This is a genomic window from Streptococcus milleri, from assembly GCF_900636525.1.
Taxonomy (GTDB): Bacteria; Bacillota; Bacilli; order Lactobacillales; family Streptococcaceae; genus Streptococcus; species Streptococcus hominis.
In genome coordinates this window covers 125,001-142,696 of sequence record NZ_LR134288.1, presented here as the reverse complement: position 1 = coordinate 142,696, position 17,696 = coordinate 125,001, and the positions used below count along the sequence as shown (strand labels likewise).

Here is a 17,696-nt window from a genome sequence, read left to right as displayed (position 1 = left end):
ATGTTTGAAAATTAAGGAGAACCAAAACAATGATGAATATGCAATCAATGATGAAACAAGCACAAAAATTACAAAAACAAATGGAAAAAGGGCAAGCCGAGCTTGCTGCGACAGAATTTGTTGGCAAATCTGCCCAAAGCCTCGTGGTCGCAACTCTTACAGGTGATAAAAAAGTCGTCAAAATCGACTTCCAAGAAGCTGTTGTCGACCCAGAAGACTTAGAAACTTTATCTGACATGACAACCCAAGCTATCAACGCTGCCCTCGCAGAAATTGATGCTGCAACTAAGAAAAAATTAGGTGCCTTTGCAGGCAAAATGCCGTTTTAAAACAAATCTCAAAAAACTCACCCCCTCCTAGTCAATTCCACTAAGAGGGGGCTATTTTATGTAAAATTAAAGAAATCAAAGGCTTTATTGAGGAGTAAGTCTGTATATTTTGGATTGTCTCTCAGCTCTTTAATGGAACTTTGCACCAGTTGAACATCATCCGTTATGATACCGTCAACATTCAAGCGGAAAGATTTTGCAATGCTGTTTACATCGTTGACCGTCCAATCATAGAGCAATTTATCGGCTTGCCACAACTTAGAAACAAAGTTTTCATCCAGTGTGGAATATTCCATAGTATAACCGCTAGCTTTGGTTCGTGGGAAGATTGTATTATAAGGCAAGATAAAAAAGCTTTTAATGCTGGCATCGTATTTCACAACCTTTTCAATCACGCGATAGTCCAATGAATGCATTTGATGCCCGTACTTTTTAATCGTTGGACCATATTTTTTCAAAAAGCGCTCCATCATATCCGAAGAATCTTTTTTGCTGGTTTTGATTTCAATGAGCAGCCGCTGTCCCAATTCGTTGGCACGTTTGAGATACGCATCAAAACTGGAAATTTTTGTCCGATAGCCATTTCCTGAAACATCTAAAGCAGTTAATTCTGCCAAGGTCAAATCCTGTGGACTCGCATTAACACCTGCCAAATTTAAAAGATTAGCATCGTGCATCATGACAAATTGACCATCTTTTGTTTCTTGTACATCCATTTCTATGTAATCTGGTTTCAGCAAAGCTGTCTTTTCCAATGACTGAATCGTATTTTGTACACCATTTTCCTGCGACACTCCTCGGTGAGAAATCGTAACAGGAACCGTTTCCAATGGAAAAATGAGATACATATAACCTTCCACAGCAAAGAATACAGAAGCAATGGAAATCACAAGCCAGCGCAAAACGCGATCGAACTTCCGCCGCGGACAATCCACCAAACCTTGCTCAGTCAGAAAAGAAACAAATTTAATCAAGAAATAGCTCAACATCAGATAGTGAGCATTTTTCAGCAACACATAATTCATCACACCAGCAATCGTTGCCACTTGATTGGAATGACCGTCTGCAACATGCTGTAAAAGAAAGAGAGGCAGAGCCATTCCAAAAAAGAAGAGAAAAGTCTTTGTCACAATCCAAAACAACTGCCAAGAATAAAAGAAAGTTCGTTTCTTAGTTTTTTCTAAGCTGAACTGCACCGCTTCTCTTACGGAAGAATTTTCAAAAAAGATTTTTGGCAAGGCAAACATCAGCTTGACCGCAATCAATAACATCAGCCATACAAGCAGGGTCAGGACGACAGCACCCCAAAAATACGTCTCTTTCAAATAAGTTAAGATAAAATTTGGAACTAAAATTTTGTTTAGATAGTAAATTTTGAGGATTTTTCGGAGAAAAGGAAAGAGCAGAGCGATGTAGAGCAAGACAAACAAGATTTTACTAGGACGTGCCTGCTTTAAGGTGAGCAAACTGTCTGCTATGGTTTTCTTGGTAAATTTCAAGAGTGTTCGCTTTTCTTGAGTCAATAGATTGTGCGCTCCTAAAAAAAGAAGTGTGATTTGAACATAAGCGACCAACAGATTGGCTAAAAACAAGAGGATAAAAGCCAGAGTAACTAGAGGATGACTAGATAACACTCCAACTACATTGTTATACGATAGAAATTGATAGCCCGTCTGACGAAGCAAAGTACCTGCCGCCCACGAATTAAAAGGCAACCAAGCATATTCTGTCAGCATAAAAATAATAAAAAACAAAAATAGAATTTTATCAAGATTTTGATAGAGTTTTTGAAAACCTAAACGCTGTTGTTTCATCATTCTCCTTTAACTTATTTTTCATCAACTAAAGCATAGAGAGGATTTGCTAGACGGATTAAGTCAGCATAATCTTGTTTTAATGCTTCAAAAACTATTCTGACCTCTGTCGGAATCTCCACCCGCTAGAATACTCCCACCAAACAGCACCATAACATCAGCCTGTTTTAGGCTATATTTATCTCCTAAAGCTTTCTGTGTTAATTCTGGCAAATCGCGCTTCCCACAAAAAGAAGCAAGAATATTGATATCTTTTGCGACTTTTTCTTTCATCATACCTTTCATTCTATAAAAAAATCTCAGTTTCTTCAACCGAGATTCTCTCTATCGTCCAAACAATCTTGCAAAGAAGCCTTTCTGCTCTTGTGCTTGAACTTTTTCTTTAGCTTCGTCCAATTCTAATAGCAAAGTTTCACGCTCATTCATGGCCTTTGCAGTCAGTTGTTGCTGTTGATCTAATTGCTTATCTTTTTCAGCAATTTGCACATCTTTCACGCGCAATTGCTCATCTTTTTTAGCTAATTGAGCATCTTTTGCTTTTAACTGGTCATACAAACGCACAATTTCTGCATTTTTCTCATCTACCAAAATTTCCATGAGCTCACGTTGCTTGACATCTTCACTGACCGGTTCATCTTCAAAAATCGTCTTTTTGTAGATTTCTTCCAGCTTTATCAAACCGCTGCGTGTCACAACGGTGACCCCTTTTTCATTCTTGTCGGTATCTTCGGGCGCAAGAGTTTTAACCCGATTGTTCATCGCCTGACGGCTAATCCCTAAAATCTCGGCTAGCTCGCTGACTGTCTTTTCAATTGCCATAATTTCCTCTGAAACTTTTTCTAGATATATACCTAAATCTTATCATATCAAGGCTTAACTGTCAAATTTGCTCTGGATTTCAAGGAATTTCGTCACATTTATGATACAATAAATTTGACCTATTCATTTAAAGAAAGAAGTACAATGAACCATTTTGATACAATCGTTATAGGCGGAGGACCTGCTGGTATGATGGCTGCTATTTCCAGCTCCTTTCATGGACAAAAAACTCTCCTCTTAGAAAAAAATAAACGCTTAGGTAAGAAACTTGCCGGAACAGGTGGCGGACGCTGCAATGTGACGAATAATGGCACTTTAGAGGATTTATTAGCTGGCATACCAGGCAACGGTCGCTTCCTCTACAGCGTTTTTTCCCAGTTTGACAATCATGACATTATGAATTTTTTCACTGAGAATGGCGTGAAACTTAAAGTGGAAGACCACGGGCGCGTTTTCCCAACAACAGATAAATCTTCTACAATTATTGAAGCCTTGGAACAAAAAATAAAAGAGCTGGGTGCTACAATCAAGACACAGACAGAAGTGGTTTCTGTAAAGAAAAACGCGGATTGCTTTATCATCAAGTCAAGTGAGCACATTTGGAGCAGCGACCAATTGATTGTCACCACAGGTGGTAAATCCTATCCTTCGACTGGCTCTACTGGCTTTGGCTATGAGATTGCCCGCCATTTCAACCATACAATAACAGAGTTAGAAGCTGCAGAAAGCCCACTTTTGACAGATTTTCCACACAAGGCTTTACAGGGGATTGCATTAGCCAACGTCACCCTTCGTTATAATAAACACATCATTACCCACGACCTGCTCTTTACTCATTTTGGTTTATCTGGTCCAGCTGCTCTACGGATGTCCAGTTTCCTCAAAGGTGGTGAAACCATTTATTTAGATGTCTTACCACAGTTTTCTGCGGAAGATTTGGCAGCATTTTTAGAAAATAACCGAGAAAAATCGCTCAAAAATAGCCTCAAACAATTACTTCCTGAACGTCTTGCAGACTTTTTCGCGCAGCCATTCCCTGAAAAAGGCAAACAATTGACTGGAAAAGAAAAAGAAGAGCTCATTCAACAGCTCAAAGCTCTACCGATTCCTATTACCGGCAAAATGTCTCTAGCCAAATCTTTTGTGACCAAGGGCGGTGTCAGTCTTAAGGAAATCAATCCCAAGACTTTAGAAAGCAAACTAGTTTCTGGGCTTTATTTTGCTGGCGAAGTGCTGGATATCAATGCTCATACCGGTGGATTTAATATTACAGTCGCTCTCTGTACTGGCTGGGTTGCTGGAAGTATGGAATACTAAAAATAGAGCAAATGCTACCATGCAGAACACTAGCATTTGCCCTATTTTTTATTTTACTTGTGAACGTATGCTTGGATAACATCTGCTGCATATTGGGCCGTTCCAACTCCAAATTGGTCAATATTTTTCTTAAATTCAGGATTTGCCACGTAGCCTTTTCCAATAAAAGCGAAAACTTCCAGAGAACAATCAAAGGCATAGGTATTCATTGCTTGAAATAACTGCTCGGCTTCTGATAAATTCTCTTGTGCTTCTACAGCTAGACCTTTTTGCATATTGTTAGCTAGATTGCGAAAAACTTTGTTAAATGCTTCCGTCGTCTCAGTTTCTTTGCCAACTTGTCGTGCACGCGACTCGTCCATTACTTCTTGACCGTATGTTTCAACCGCTTGATGATAATAATTTGCATGCTCATCGTAGGTAAATCCAACAAATTTTTCTTGTGTCGTCATTTTTCTTTCTCCTTTTTGAGCTTGAATTGTCTTTTGCAAGGTGAAAATCAAGGTATCCAAATGTTCCCTTTCCTGCTGCAAAAACTGCAATTGCTTGTTCAAGTGAGGCAATAGTTCCTGCTCTTTCTGACCTAGTAGCTCTGCTATTTTCTTTAAAGAAAATCCAAGATATTTGTAAAATAAAATAATTTGCAGACGCTCTAAATCTGCTTCACTATAAAGGCGATACCCGTTTCCAGACTTTTGCGGTACAAGCAAACCTATTTTATCATAGTGATGCAGTGTTTTGACAGAAACACCTGAAAGCTGCGCAGCTTCTTTGATTTGATACATCATTTCCTCCTTACAAATCTCATTATAAACCCTCCCCTTAGGTTGAAGTCAATACTTTTTTAAAAATATTTTACCCCCAAATAGAGTTATCGCAAAGTACGCCCTTGCTTTGTACAAAAAATCGCTAATGTTGCTTGCAAAGCAAATCTCAACACCATTCGCTTTTCAAGTGCGAAAGAGCACTTTTGACGAAAACTTTGTTTTCTTTATCCACCACCTCAACAGTCTAAGGGACTGTTAAGCACCCTTGCGGGGGTGAGACTACCAGCTCCCATTGTGCCTGGGAAACTCTAAACTGACTAAAAACAGCGAAGTTTTTCCGAACTCCCCCTGTAATGATAACTAACATAAACAGAGGCGGCAAGTTAATAGTTCTTTTGTCCCTATTGTCTCTGTTAGCTATCTCTTCTTTCACTTGTTTCAACTGCATCTCAAAACGAAAGAAAACATAGAAATAATAAGGATTTTCGCTCGTAGAATATATGAATTTTATTGTATTATTTGTGAAATTTTGGTAATATATATATAATAATACAAGAGTACTTGTATGAGGAAAGTTAGTGTCTGGCTATCCTTAAAAATAAACAAAGAATAGAAAGGATTAAAATGTCAAAAAAGAAAAAAGACACACCGTTAGTCTTTCTAGTCTTGCTGAAGTGGTTAGCTGAACTGATCTATTTTGTAGGAATTGTGTTCGTTGCCGGCACAGCTCTCCTACTCTTAACATATAATATTCTCAATATACCGCTAAACTATATCCACATTGCAGCTTTAATTGCTTCTTTCATCTACATATTGGTTGGATTTTTAGTGGCAAATAGTTCCGAAGACATCGTAATCGCTAGCAACTACTTTAAAATCCTATCGGCGCTTGGTTACTTAGCAGTCATTAGCTACTTTGACAATCAACTATTTGATTATTTAAAAAATCCAGTCGTTGATATCTGCTTAGCCATACCATTTTTGATTGCCATTATTTATAAAAAAATTTATAGAAAAATGATTTACCGTGCTGTCTTTAAAAAACATCATTCTGTCTCTTTTTACAGTGAGTATTCAAGTATTGAAGAGATAAAAAACTCGATGTTAGAAGCTGTCCGTGAAGCAGTCAAGGACGGTCACAAAGAAAATGTAGAAGTTGTCGGAAAAAATTTCCGGCAAGATGCAAAAGGAAATATCATCGGTATTTTCAAAATTTCACTAGCTCGTAAATTATTTAAAATCACTCAGCCAAAACTAATGCTGATCACCTTAAACTTTAATATCAATAATAATGAATAGGAGTCTACAATCATGTCAGAAATAGATAAACCCGTTTTAACACTAGAGCAAGATCGCTTCTTAAAAAACAAATCATTTGATACTTACAAAAAGAAACTTGAAGTGCTATCAAGAGCTTATAGCGCTAATGCCATGAAAACAATCAATGGCTTCTCATTAGATTCAGAAGAACAATACAAAGCACTGTTTGAAGCTGTATTTTCAGGTGTTTGGGACGTTGATACTGGCATGCGTTATGTCAACGTTACAGAAATCATTGGCGTATCTAGTTTCTTGGCTGGACAAAAGGATGAAAACGGCTACTATGTCCGTAATTCTAATGGTGAGATTGTCTGGGACGTTGTAGACATTGACGAAGCTGAACTTTTCACAGACGAGCAAATCGCAACCATTGTTCCAAAAGAATATCGTGGAAAAGCATTTGTCATTCGAGAGCTAGATGCACGCAAAGAATGGGGAGAAAAACAACCTTCAGAAGACATTTCTGAAGAGGTACAGCCCGTTGATGAAGAGGCAGTTGTTGATGTAAAGACAGAACCAGAACTTGAGCCTGAACCAATTGTTCAACCAGCACCTACTGTTGAAACAAACAGAATTAACCAACAAAAAAAAGCACCTGTGGTAAAGCCAGACCCAGTAGTAAAGCCACGTCCCATGACAAAATCTGAAAGACAACAACAAAAAAAAGATTACACAAAAGAATCCATTAAAATTATCAATGCAACCATTGATAGTCTTGGATAGTAACAGTGTTCAATAATATTAAAGAGTTTGGGACAAAAAGATTTCAATTTTTAAAAATCTTAATTATTAAGCCCTTCAAATCTATAATTAAATGCGAAAAGCGAACAAAGCAGAATTCTGATTATCAGAAAACTAGTTTTGTTCGCTTTTTATATTTGAGGTCGGACTTTTGTCCCAGCCTCTTTTGTCCTCTTTTCAATCTGAAAAGGATTGACTTAAATTTTAAAATAGAAGTAGAACGAAGCACTTTTGACTTATTTATCATATATTCAAATACACAATCAACAACGACATTACATTATAGCAAAGAGGTTGAGACTCGGTCTCAACCTCTTTTTGTCGCTATTACCTAGCAAGAGTTAGGATAATCGTTAGGACTTATTCCTCCTCTTTACGTTTCTTGAAGCCAAGCATTGACAATGCTGTAGCAGCAAACGCTAATCCTACCAACGCTGCACCATCATTTGTAGCTTCACCTGTTGAAGGCAAGGTTACTTGTGGAGTTACAGGTTGTTTTGGAGTAGTTGGCACTACTGGAGTAGGTGTTGGTGTAGGAGGTGTTTGCGGTTTTTCAGGTGTCTTAGGAGTTTCTGGTGGGGTTTGTGGTTTATCAGGAGTCTTAGGCTTGTCTGGCGTTACCACTGTTACTGTATTAGAATTTCTTTCAACACCATTGATGATTTCAGTAAAGGTATTCTTCACAGTACCATAGTCAAGTTGTTTCACTTGCATGTAACCTGTAGCTTGGAATTCACTATTATCTGAAATACTATTCAAGAAAGCGCTAGAGAATGAGTACACAACCGTTCTTGTCTTGTGATCAACAGTTTGGTTGACAAACTTCGTCAAATCTGTACCCTTGGCAATCTTTTGACCATTCTTAAGAAGAATATCTGTCTTCGCAAACCATTTGTGAACACCGTTGTATTCTACTAATGAAGAGTAAGTGTCCTTCACTTCCATCTTTTCAATCGCTTGACCACGATTAGCTGGCAAGTAAGAAGTTTCTAATTCAAAGTTGTAAACTTGTCCAACCTTAACTGTCTTACCGCTCAATGAATTCTGGTCTTTTTGACCATCTTCAACAGTCGCTACAACATCTTTCTTCGGATTGATCTTCGGAATGTTGTTGGTCACAAGGTTTGTATCATGGATACCAGTAAAGTCAATTTGATAAGCCTTGTTATCGTACTTGCTAGCATCCTTGATGTCTTTCTTAACTGTAGTTGGGAAGATTAGTTTGAGGTTGATACCTTTCAAGACATAATTGTTTGTGTAAGCAACCGGATCGTCTGAAGTGGTTACGGCAAATTCACCATCGATTTGCAATCCTTTTGCCTTGATGTAATCTTGAACTTTTTGTGGAGCTTCTGCTAGAGATTTGTAAATCTTGGTTGTGAAGCCACTTTGAACTTTACCGTCTTCTGTTGTTACACGAACACCTGCCAAGTTAGGAGTGACATACTTACCAGAGTATTTTTCAACCAACATCAAGCCAGCTTGCTTGTCTTTTTCGGTTACGCCTGTAAGACCTTTGTATTGGTCGTTGTCGATGTTGATAGTGTAGATTTCTGTTGAACCAGCCAACATTGTCTTACCATTGACATCTTCACCTTTGGCATTTGTACCTTTCTTAGTCGGCTCTGCTTTCACTTCCTTGTAGACATAAGTAACTTCGGTAACGCCTTTTGTAACTTTACCTTTTTCATTACCTTTTGTCTTTTCAGGAACAAGGTTGTACACTTTATCACCAGACTTAATCGCTGTCGTCTTGTGGTCTGTTGTATCGTAGTTTTCACCAACCTTAGAATGAGAAGTATCCGTTACATCTTCTTTAATTTTCTTACCAGATTCATCTACATAGTGAACCACAACATCACCATAATCTTGAGGTGAGTCTACTGTTACCGTATTAGAATCACGTTCAACATTGTTGATAATTTCAGTAAAGGTGTTCTTCACGGTACCAGTATTCAGTTGTTTCACTTGCATGTAACCTGTAGCTTGGAATTCACTATTATCTGAAATCTTGCTCAAGAAGTCACTAGAGAATGAATACACAACTGTTCTTGACTTGTGATCAATCGTTTGGCTGACATATTGCGTCAAGTCAGTACCTTTAGCTAATCTTGTACCGTCTTTCAAGAGAAGGTCTGTCTTCGCAAACCATTTGTGAACACCGTTGTATTCTACTAATGGAGAGTAAGTGTCCTTCACTTCCATCTTTTCAATCGCTTGACCACGGTTAGCTGGCAAGTAAGAGGTTTCCAATTCAAAGTTGTAAACTTGTCCAACCTTAACTGTCTTACCACTCAATGAATTCTGGTCTTTTTGACCATCTTCAACAGTTGCTACAACATCTTTCTTCGGATTGATCTTCGGAATGTTGTTGGTCACAAGGTTTGTATCATGGATACCAGTAAAGTCAATTTGATAAGCCTTGTTATCGTACTTGCTAGCGTCCTTGATGTCTTTCTTAACTGTAGTTGGGAAGATTAGTTTGAGGTTGATACCTTTCAAGACATAATTGTTTGTGTAAGCAACCGGATCGTCTGAAGTGGTTACGGCAAATTCACCATCGATTTGCAATCCTTTTGCCTTGATGTAATCTTGAACTTTTTGTGGAGCTTCTGCTAGAGATTTGTAAATCTTGGTTGTGAAGCCACTTTGAACTTTACCGTCTTCTGTTGTTACACGAACACCTGCCAAGTTAGGAGTGACATACTTACCAGAGTATTTTTCAACCAACATCAAGCCAGCTTGCTTGTCTTTTTCGGTTACGCCTGTAAGACCTTTGTATTGGTCGTTGTCGATGTTGATAGTGTAGATTTCTGTTGAACCAGCCAACATTGTCTTACCATTGACATCTTCACCTTTGGCATTTGTACCTTTCTTAGTCGGCTCTGCTTTCACTTCCTTGTAGACATAAGTAACTTCGGTAACGCCTTTTGTAACTTTACCTTTTTCATTACCTTTTGTCTTTTCAGGAACAAGATTGTACACTTTATCACCAGACTTAATTGCTGTTGTCTTGTGGTCTGTTGTATCGTAGTTTTCACCAACTTTAGCATGAGAAGTGTCCGTTACATCTTCTTTGATCTTCTTGCCAGATTCGTCTTCATAGTGAACGACTACATCACCGAATACTTGCTTATAAATATAAGTAACATCTGTATTTCCTTCAACAACTCTACCTTGTTCAAGTCCTTGAGTCTTTTCAGGAACAATTTCATAGGTACGACCATCTTTTGTGGTAATTGTCTTATGAGCGTGATCACGAGTGTCATAAACAGTATTGATTGGAGCACCAGTTGTATCTTTTTCAGGTTCTTTGATGACTTTTCCGTCTTCATCTTTATAATGAACGGTTACATCTCCAAGTACTTCGTCATAAACATAGACAACACGAGTAGTGCCTTTAACAATCTTACCACTTTCTTGACCTTGAGTTGCTTTTGGATCAATGCGATAAACCTTACCATCAGCTGTAGTAATTCTAGTTGGTTTGTGATCTGTTGTATCGTAGTTCGTACCAACTTTGCTATCTGGTGTATCAACAACACGTGGTGCGATAGTATTGCCCTTCTTATCTTGGTAATCGACAACTACGTTACCATATTCTTCTGCTGGTTTTTCAACTTTGTCATAAACATAGACAACTTGAGTGGTTCCTTCTACAACCTGACCACTTTCTTTACCTTTGGTCGCGCTTCTGTCAATTCGATACGTTGTTCCGTCTGCTGTTGTGATGGTGGCTGGCTTATGGTCTGTAGTGTCATACGCTGTACCAACTTTTGAAGTCGGAGTATCAACAACACGTTCCGCAATGGTGTTCCCTTGCTTATCTTGGTAATCGACAACTACGTTACCATATTTTTCCACTGGTTTTTCAACTTTGTCATAGACATAGACAACTTGAGTGGTTCCTTCTACAACCTGACCACTTTCTTTACCTTTGGTCGCGCTTCTGTCAATTCGATACGTTGTTCCGTCTGCTGTTGTGATGGTGGCTGGCTTATGGTCTGTAGTGTCATACGCTGTACCAACTTTTGAAGTCGGAGTATCAACAACACGTTCCGCAATGGTGTTCCCTTGCTTATCTTGGTAATCGACAACTACGTTACCATATTTTTCCACTGGTTTTTCAACTTTGTCATAGACATAGACAACTTGAGTGGTTCCTTCTACAACCTGACCACTTTCTTTACCTTTGGTCGCGCTTCTGTCAATTCGATACGTTGTTCCGTCTGCTGTTGTGATGGTGGCTGGCTTATGGTCTGTAGTGTCATACGCTGTACCAACTTTTGAAGTCGGAGTATCAACAACACGTTCCGCAATGGTGTTCCCTTGCTTATCTTGGTAATCGACAACTACGTTACCATATTTTTCCACTGGTTTTTCAACTTTGTCATAAACATAGACAACGCGGGTGGTTCCTTCTACAACCTGACCACTCTCGTGACCTTGTGTAGCATTGGTATCAATACGATAAGTTGTGCCATCATCCGTCGTAATTGTAGTTGGTTTGTGGTCAGTTGTATCATAATAAGTACCAACTCGTGAAGTTGGTGTATCTACGATACGTGGAGAGATGGTGTTCCCTTGCTTGTCTTGGTAATCGACAACCACGTTACCATATTTCTCTACTGGTTTTTCAAGTTTATCATAAACATAGATAACGCGGGTTGTTCCTTCAACAACTCTACCACTTTCTTTACCTTGTGTAGCTGTAGGATCAATTCGGTAACTCACTCCATCGGCTGTTGTAATCGTAGACGGTTTGTGGTCAGTTGTATCGTAGGCCGTTCCTACTGATGTATCCGGTGTATCTACAATACGTGGAGAAATAGTGTTGCCTTGCTTATCTTGGTAGTCAACAACAACATTACCTTTTACTTCTGCATAGTAGTTTGCTACATTTGTTGTACCTAATTTAACTTTACCTGTTGTATTATTAGTTGATGACACATATTTATAGATTTTGCCATCCGCTGTTGTGATTCTGTCTTGGTGTGTTGTTGTGTAGTCTTCACCAACAGGAGTTCCTGTAGGTTTAACTGTTTGAGTATTTGTTAGTTTAGTAGTAGTCCCTTGAATATAGTTATCCAGCAAGACATTCCCTGCAAGATTGTATTCAACCAGATTGTATTCAAGATCTGGTTTTACAAGAGTAAAGCGAGATGGTAATTTGCTTGTAATAGCTAACCAATAACCTCTATCCCATTGTGTAGTCCGCTGCATCACAAAGGAAATTGAATCTCCGCTTTCTGCCACACCCGCAATCCCCATTTTATAGAAATTTGGATCATCATAGTCGTCTTTAATGCCGTCAGTGACAATATTTGCTGCCAAACGTCCATCGGTTTGTTTTTCAACCAAAGAACCGGTAATCTTTACTGGTCGGAAATTATAATCTGTTATGCTTTCTTCGTGCTTCAGACCAGCCAATTTTCCAGTCTTAGGTTCTGTTTTGGTTAAACTTGTTAGAGCCAAAATTGCAGGGTTATCTTTTTTAAAGTTTATAACATTGCCATCAGCATCATAGAAGCGAGCAACAACTTTATATCTAGAAGGTACATTTATGTCATAAAAAGTGTAAATCCCTCTCGTCGGATCCTTCTCAGCAAAACCAACGATACCTGTTTTAGGGTTTAAATTCGTTACCTCATAAGTAACCTTTGAAATACTTACTCCATTATATTTAGAATTTTGGAGGCCCGTATAAGTAGCCGTAATGGTTTGTCCGCTTTTAATTTTAGGGATGACAAACCGGCTTCCACCAGCTGACAGTTTCGTTGTAAATGCTGGGATTGGATTGTTTGCAAACGTTCCACCAGATTTCACATACTCCTCATATGACATATTATTCATATCTTTTTGACCAAATTCAGTGGTACCAGTGATAGACAATTTAGCATTAGGCTCCCGTTCAAATTTCAAGCCTTGGCTGACAACTTCACTTAGATAGCCTGGAGTGCCGGTGTTTGCTTGCGCTTTTTTTAGGTCGCGTTTATAGGCATCTACCCCCGTCTTGATACGAGTTGCTTGTGTTTCCTCAAGAGTGTTGGCAAGGTCCTTTTTAGCATCTGACTCTACTTGGTTGTTCGCTGTTCCAATGTTGTCATTTTGATTTTGCTTAACATCAATGTTATAACCATTTGCTTCAGAAATCGCATCTTTTAGTTTTTGGTTTTCGACAGTTACTTTTGAACCTTCCGTACGATCTACCGGAGTAGCTACTGGGTCTGAGGTTGATACTGCTCCTGCTGGCGCAGGAGTAGTTGCTTCAGCTTTTGCTGTTGTAGCAGGAGCGGGCGTTGTTTCAGGCGTTGCAGTTGTTGCTGCTGGCGTTGTACTCGCTACTGGTGCTGTGGCTGGTTGCGTAGCTGCACTTTCAGTTGTTGTAGTCGCTGACGCTGTTGTAGTGTCAGCTGTTGAAGTAGCTCCTGCTGGTGCTGTTGTTTCAGCTTTTGCAGTGGTTATTGCTGCTGTAGAGCTGCTAGCTGCTTCAGTTGCTGCTGCTTTTGATTGTGCAGCAAGACTTGTATCAGAAGCTTCCGCCACTGGAGCTGGCGTTGTTGGCTTCGTTGCCTTTACTTCATCAGCAGCTACACCTTGGTGAGCGCTAAGGATTGCAATTGTTCCAAGCGTCAAGATACCAATGGTGCCATAAACTTTGTTTTTCCGGATCGAACCATGACCCTTCGTTTTGCTATTATGAAACATAAAATTCCTCTTTTCTTTTTAATAATTACCCAATTAACCAATTATCTTTCTCAAAAGGCTTGACTTTTTTGAAGCCTAATAGAGCCAAGATAAATAAACCAATCGTTGCAAGAATCGTGGTTGCTTCCCCCGTATCTGGCAACAATGTAAACTTACCATTACTTGATTTGACAGTGACCGTTCCGTCAGAATTTACCCTAGCACCTACTTGCGCAGCTGGTACAGATGTTTTAGAACCATCTGCGTTTTTGATAGTGACTTCTCCTTGATCATTACCAATAATCTCAAAGCCCTTATCCGTCAAAAGCGGATCAGCTGGTGAGATGATTGATTTGATTGGATTGTCAATCGTGTCACCTTTTTTAGTAGTCACAGATGAAGCATTGTCAAGACTGAATGTTTCATCCTTTTTCAAGTCCACATCAGAAGTTGTCGGTTCATCCTTACTTTTTTCAGTCAATATAGACGGATTGATACCCTCCTCTAAACTATTCGTCTGTTCAAGCTGAGTATCCAACATCCCATCACTAGGAATTGTATCCATCGGCGTCACAGTATCTGCTATGGAGCTATCTGGACTAACCGATGAATCCTCCGAAGGATTTGGAATTGGTGGTTTGTCCTGTGGAGTTGCCCCTTTATCGGATGAATCCGATGTACTCGGTTTAGTCTTATCTGGGGTATCTGGCTCCGGCTTCGGTGGCACTACCTTATTAGAGTCTGGCGTTTCTGTGACCAGATCATAGTAGTAAGTAATATTGGTATTGCCCTCAAGAACTTTCCCTTTTTCATAACCCTGAGTAGCTTTCAGATCAAGACGATATTTCTTACCCTCTGAGCTGATAATGGTCTCTCTTCGGTAGTCAGTCGTATCATAATCCGTCCCCACCACAGAAGTCGGCGTGTCTAGCTCTTTTGGAGCAATCAAAGCACCATCTTTACTCTTATACTCAACCGTTACGTCACCGTATTTCTTTTCTGGTTCCGATTGTTTTGGCTTTGAAGACTCAGTTCCTGCTGTTCCAGACTGATCCTTTTCTGGCATAGCTGGAGGTACTGGTTCTATCTTCGGTTTAGTCGGTTCTACCTTACTTGAGGTATCTGGTGAGTCAGTTTTAGTCTTGTCTGGTACAATTGGTGTTGTCGGTGTCGCCCTTGAGGGCTCTACCTTGTCCGACGCACTTGGCATACTCGGATTATCCTTATCAGGAAGAGTCGATGTAGCCTGACCAGAAGTCACAGGAGCAGACGATTTTTGTACATCCGCGGAGACACCTGCATTTCCTTGCTTAGACTCTGGCGTTTCAGTAGAAGCCTTTTTATTGCTGTCAACAGTCGGTGTAACAATCGTTGTGGAGATAGAGCGCTCAACATCCCTAGCCAACACAGGATTTGCACCTAAGGCTGATAACAATACAGCCGTTGACGCTAAAAAGAACCTGCTTTTTTTCATTCTAAATATCCTCTCAATATTTTAACATATTGGATATGTTAAGTCCTAGTTTTAAAAAAAACTATTCACTTTCATGATAGTAATTTTTTTTTTGAATGTCAAGCCAATTACATGGTTTTCACAAATTTATTTAATCCCATTACAGAGGTATTCTACATTTCTTAACATTTTGTAAATAAATGTAGATTGATTACAGATAAATTACAGATGTCTAATAAAAAGTAATCTAAAGCGCTGATAACTTTTAAATTCCAATTGGTCTAGACAATCGAATGAATCAACATTTTGCATATATACGGGGCTTTTGCGCCAAAATCCAACTATTTTTCACTTCAATAATGGTGTATAAAATGATAATGGTATATCTGTAACGAATAGTTATGCAACAGCGGTAAACTATCTTTTTTATTTTCAACTCTTTAAAATAATAGTCTTAGAACTAGTTGATAATACTTGTACAAGTTCCTGTCAAGTGTTCTAATAAGAATAGTCTTAAAGTGAGGTGATATAAAATGGAAGCTGTCGTCTATTCAAATTTTAGAAACAATTTGAAGAATTACATGAAAAAAGTCAACGATGAATATGAACCTCTAATGGTTGTCAATAAAAATCCTGATGAAAACGGCACTAGCCCCATAAAATGAGACACAAGAAAAACCCTCCTGTTGAAATCTAGTAAACTAGAAACAGGAGGGTTTTGTTATGGTCAAAAAAGCGTATTCGGTAGAAACTAAGTTAGCCTGTATCGAAATGAAGAAAGCAGGTAAGCCCAATAAGGTTATCATGGAGACCCTGGACATCAAAAATGTTAGTCAGGTCAAAACCTGGTGGCGATGGTATCAGAATGATGAACTGCACCGTTTCCATCAACCCGTGGGGAAACAATATACCTACGGTAAAGGAATGGAACAGCTATCTGAAGTGGAACAACTACGCCTACAGGTGGAATTGCTAAAAAAGTATCGAATCTGGGCAATAGTTTCGACAGAGCATCTGACAAATTTTTGATAATTGACCTATGTTCCATTCCAAGTAATGAGAATTAGCGGTATTCTGTAAATGACTCATTTGGATGACCTCCTGTTGATTTTGTCACTTACAGTACAGTCCAAATGGGTTTTTATGGTATTTTGAAGTGAACTAGCACCACGGGTAAAATTTATAAAATCAAAACGCTATCGCGAAAGCAGACACATCAAAGATGTGACCATCATTGACCAAGAAATGGATACAGACTAACTACCTATGAAACCAACCACCCTACAAATTGACTTAAAAAATATTACGATACAACTCCCACCCGATAAAATTATCGTTGACCGTTCCGAGTATGAAGAACTCAAAAAATCTCCTCAAAAGGGCGTTATCTGACGCTCTCTGAGGTTTTAGAACTTCTTTCCGTCTCTCGTCCATGGTTACTCGAAAACGTGCTTTATAAGCCTGAAATTCGTAAGCAAATTGACATTGATAAAAATAGCAATGGCTTTGTGAAATACCCAGATAGCCAAGGCGGACGCTATTACTTTCTGGCAAGCAAAACCAAAGAATTTTTCGAGGATCATTTTGCAAAAATTTTTGAATTATGACAAGATAACCAAGATAAAACCTTGGTTATCGATTTCTTAGAAAAGAGGTAACCATGTCACTATACATTACGCAACGCGGAGGGAAAAAAGGGAAGTGGTCTTATCGGATCACTGACAAAAAAGGGAACTATATTACATCAAAATCAGGATTTAAAACCAAAAAAGAAGCTGAAATTGAAGGTTTGACCCAAGAAATTAAATTACATCAAGGAAAGGTCATTGATAAAAACATCAGTCTCTTCCAATTGTGGGAAAAATGGTACCATTTAAAAATCATCCCACTCAATAAAATGGATTCTACACAAAACAAGCATCGCTTGCGTGGAAAGTTTATTCAAAAATACTTTGGAGATTCACCTGCTGTATCCATCACATCCAGCCAATATCAAGCATTTATCAATAAATACGCTGAAACAAATTGTCGTGATAATGTCAGCCGCCTAAATGCAGAGATACGAAGTGTCCTTATTTTTGCTAGACAAGATAAGCTTAGTATAGATTTATTCACAGAAGGGGTTGTACTATCTGGCAGAGAATCACCAAAGTCTAAGAATGAAAGATATATCCATAGCTTAGAAGATTATAAAAAACTTTGTCAGTACCTAGAATATCTCCTTGATTATCAAGAATCCGTCATTCCATACCTCTTATATATCCAACTAAAAACAGGTATGCGGTTTGGAGAAGTTCTTGGCTTAACTTGGGATTGTATCAATATTGAAAATAAGACCATTAAAACATATAGACGCTATGATTGCACAAGAAAACGCTGGACAAAAGCTAAAACAGAAACTTCTATCCGTGACGTCCCGATTGACGATACTACAGTCTCTATTTTACAA

11 protein-coding genes and 4 pseudogenes (1 of these 15 only partly in view) are annotated in these 17,696 nt (G+C 38.8%); 8 read left to right on the top strand and 7 right to left on the bottom strand.

Annotation, left to right across the window (positions count from 1 at the left end):
- Nucleotides 1-29 precede the first annotated feature (29 nt).
- The gene (locus EL087_RS00800; protein ID WP_021001211.1) at nt 30-329 is read left to right on the top strand and encodes a YbaB/EbfC family nucleoid-associated protein; all 300 of its coding nucleotides are present in this window, start codon (nt 30-32) and stop codon (nt 327-329) included.
- 56 nt (nt 330-385) lie between these two features.
- Here the strand turns inward: EL087_RS00800 and EL087_RS00795 are convergent, their stop codons facing one another.
- The 3 genes from EL087_RS00795 to EL087_RS00785 form a co-directional block, all read right to left on the bottom strand.
- A complete protein-coding gene (locus EL087_RS00795) occupies nt 386-2,143 on the bottom strand; it encodes a glycerophosphoryl diester phosphodiesterase membrane domain-containing protein (protein WP_126408107.1) in 1,758 nt (585 codons plus the stop codon).
- 87 nt (nt 2,144-2,230) lie between these two features.
- Nucleotides 2,231-2,419 (bottom strand): hypothetical protein, encoded by a 189-nt coding sequence (locus EL087_RS00790; protein WP_003041651.1) that lies wholly within the window; start codon nt 2,417-2,419, stop codon nt 2,231-2,233.
- Nucleotides 2,420-2,467: 48 nt separating this feature from the next.
- On the bottom strand, nt 2,468-2,962 hold the full coding sequence (locus tag EL087_RS00785) for a DUF536 domain-containing protein (protein ID WP_003032083.1): 495 nt from the start codon (nt 2,960-2,962) through the stop codon (nt 2,468-2,470).
- Between the two features lie 144 nt (nt 2,963-3,106).
- Between EL087_RS00785 and EL087_RS00780 the strand changes: the two genes are divergently transcribed.
- Nucleotides 3,107-4,279, top strand: coding sequence for an NAD(P)/FAD-dependent oxidoreductase (locus EL087_RS00780; protein WP_126406165.1), 1,173 nt, complete (start codon nt 3,107-3,109; stop codon nt 4,277-4,279).
- A gap of 53 nt (nt 4,280-4,332) precedes the next feature.
- Here EL087_RS00780 and EL087_RS00775 read toward each other — a convergent pair whose 3' ends face one another.
- Complete coding sequence (locus EL087_RS00775) at nt 4,333-5,064, bottom strand: MerR family transcriptional regulator (RefSeq protein ID WP_126406163.1); 732 nt, start codon at nt 5,062-5,064, stop codon at nt 4,333-4,335.
- Between the two features lie 606 nt (nt 5,065-5,670).
- On the opposite strand from EL087_RS00775, the gene EL087_RS00770 reads away from it, so the two are divergent.
- Together EL087_RS00770 and EL087_RS00765 are read left to right on the top strand one after the other, a co-directional pair.
- On the top strand, nt 5,671-6,345 hold the full coding sequence (locus EL087_RS00770; RefSeq protein ID WP_126406160.1) for a hypothetical protein: 675 nt from the start codon (nt 5,671-5,673) through the stop codon (nt 6,343-6,345).
- A gap of 12 nt (nt 6,346-6,357) precedes the next feature.
- Nucleotides 6,358-7,089 carry a hypothetical protein gene (locus tag EL087_RS00765; RefSeq protein ID WP_126406158.1) on the top strand — a complete coding sequence of 244 codons (732 nt, stop codon included), beginning with the start codon at nt 6,358-6,360 and terminating at the stop codon, nt 7,087-7,089.
- 378 nt (nt 7,090-7,467) lie between these two features.
- On the opposite strand, the gene EL087_RS00760 is transcribed toward EL087_RS00765, so the two are convergent.
- Both EL087_RS00760 and EL087_RS00755 read right to left on the bottom strand, forming a co-directional pair.
- Nucleotides 7,468-13,815, bottom strand: a complete 6,348-nt coding sequence (locus EL087_RS00760; RefSeq protein ID WP_126406156.1) for an SspB-related isopeptide-forming adhesin — start codon at nt 13,813-13,815, stop codon at nt 7,468-7,470.
- A 25-nt stretch (nt 13,816-13,840) separates the two neighbouring features.
- Complete coding sequence (locus EL087_RS00755; protein WP_126406153.1) at nt 13,841-15,268, bottom strand: MucBP domain-containing protein; 1,428 nt, start codon at nt 15,266-15,268, stop codon at nt 13,841-13,843.
- 512 nt (nt 15,269-15,780) lie between these two features.
- Here EL087_RS00755 and EL087_RS00750 point away from each other — a divergent pair.
- Together EL087_RS00750 and EL087_RS09275 are read left to right on the top strand one after the other, a co-directional pair.
- A pseudogene (locus EL087_RS00750) lies at nt 15,781-15,891 on the top strand (type II toxin-antitoxin system prevent-host-death family antitoxin); the annotation flags it as partial.
- Nucleotides 15,892-15,970: 79 nt separating this feature from the next.
- Nucleotides 15,971-16,228 (top strand): annotated as a pseudogene (locus EL087_RS09275) (IS3 family transposase); the annotation flags it as partial.
- A gap of 3 nt (nt 16,229-16,231) precedes the next feature.
- On the opposite strand, the pseudogene EL087_RS09310 reads toward EL087_RS09275, so the two are convergent.
- A pseudogene (locus tag EL087_RS09310) lies at nt 16,232-16,336 on the bottom strand (IS982 family transposase); the annotation flags it as partial.
- 177 nt (nt 16,337-16,513) lie between these two features.
- Here EL087_RS09310 and EL087_RS00730 point away from each other — a divergent pair.
- Both EL087_RS00730 and EL087_RS00725 read left to right on the top strand, forming a co-directional pair.
- Nucleotides 16,514-16,854 (top strand): annotated as a pseudogene (locus EL087_RS00730) (DUF771 domain-containing protein).
- Nucleotides 16,855-16,907: 53 nt separating this feature from the next.
- A protein-coding gene (locus EL087_RS00725; RefSeq protein WP_037606589.1) for a site-specific integrase crosses the window boundary here: on the top strand, nt 16,908-17,696 show its 5' portion. Its footprint extends 354 nt past the window's final position; 789 of the gene's 1,143 nt are visible here — the first part of the coding sequence; it begins with the start codon at nt 16,908-16,910; its stop codon lies beyond the right edge, outside the window.

Excerpts from the sequence above, each read along its gene's own strand:
- EL087_RS00780 (WP_126406165.1), top strand. The coding sequence starts at position 3,107 with ATGAACCATTTTGATACAATCGTTATAGGCGGAGGACCTGCTGGTATG.
- EL087_RS00755 (WP_126406153.1), bottom strand. The coding sequence starts at position 15,268 with ATGAAAAAAAGCAGGTTCTTTTTAGCGTCAACGGCTGTATTGTTATCA.
- EL087_RS00800 (WP_021001211.1), top strand. The coding sequence starts at position 30 with ATGATGAATATGCAATCAATGATGAAACAAGCACAAAAATTACAAAAA.
- EL087_RS00770 (WP_126406160.1), top strand. The coding sequence starts at position 5,671 with ATGTCAAAAAAGAAAAAAGACACACCGTTAGTCTTTCTAGTCTTGCTG.
- EL087_RS00760 (WP_126406156.1), bottom strand. The coding sequence starts at position 13,815 with ATGTTTCATAATAGCAAAACGAAGGGTCATGGTTCGATCCGGAAAAAC.
- EL087_RS00775 (WP_126406163.1), bottom strand. The coding sequence starts at position 5,064 with ATGTATCAAATCAAAGAAGCTGCGCAGCTTTCAGGTGTTTCTGTCAAA.
- EL087_RS00765 (WP_126406158.1), top strand. The coding sequence starts at position 6,358 with ATGTCAGAAATAGATAAACCCGTTTTAACACTAGAGCAAGATCGCTTC.
- EL087_RS00785 (WP_003032083.1), bottom strand. The coding sequence starts at position 2,962 with ATGGCAATTGAAAAGACAGTCAGCGAGCTAGCCGAGATTTTAGGGATT.
- EL087_RS00790 (WP_003041651.1), bottom strand. The coding sequence starts at position 2,419 with ATGATGAAAGAAAAAGTCGCAAAAGATATCAATATTCTTGCTTCTTTT.
- EL087_RS00795 (WP_126408107.1), bottom strand. The coding sequence starts at position 2,143 with ATGAAACAACAGCGTTTAGGTTTTCAAAAACTCTATCAAAATCTTGAT.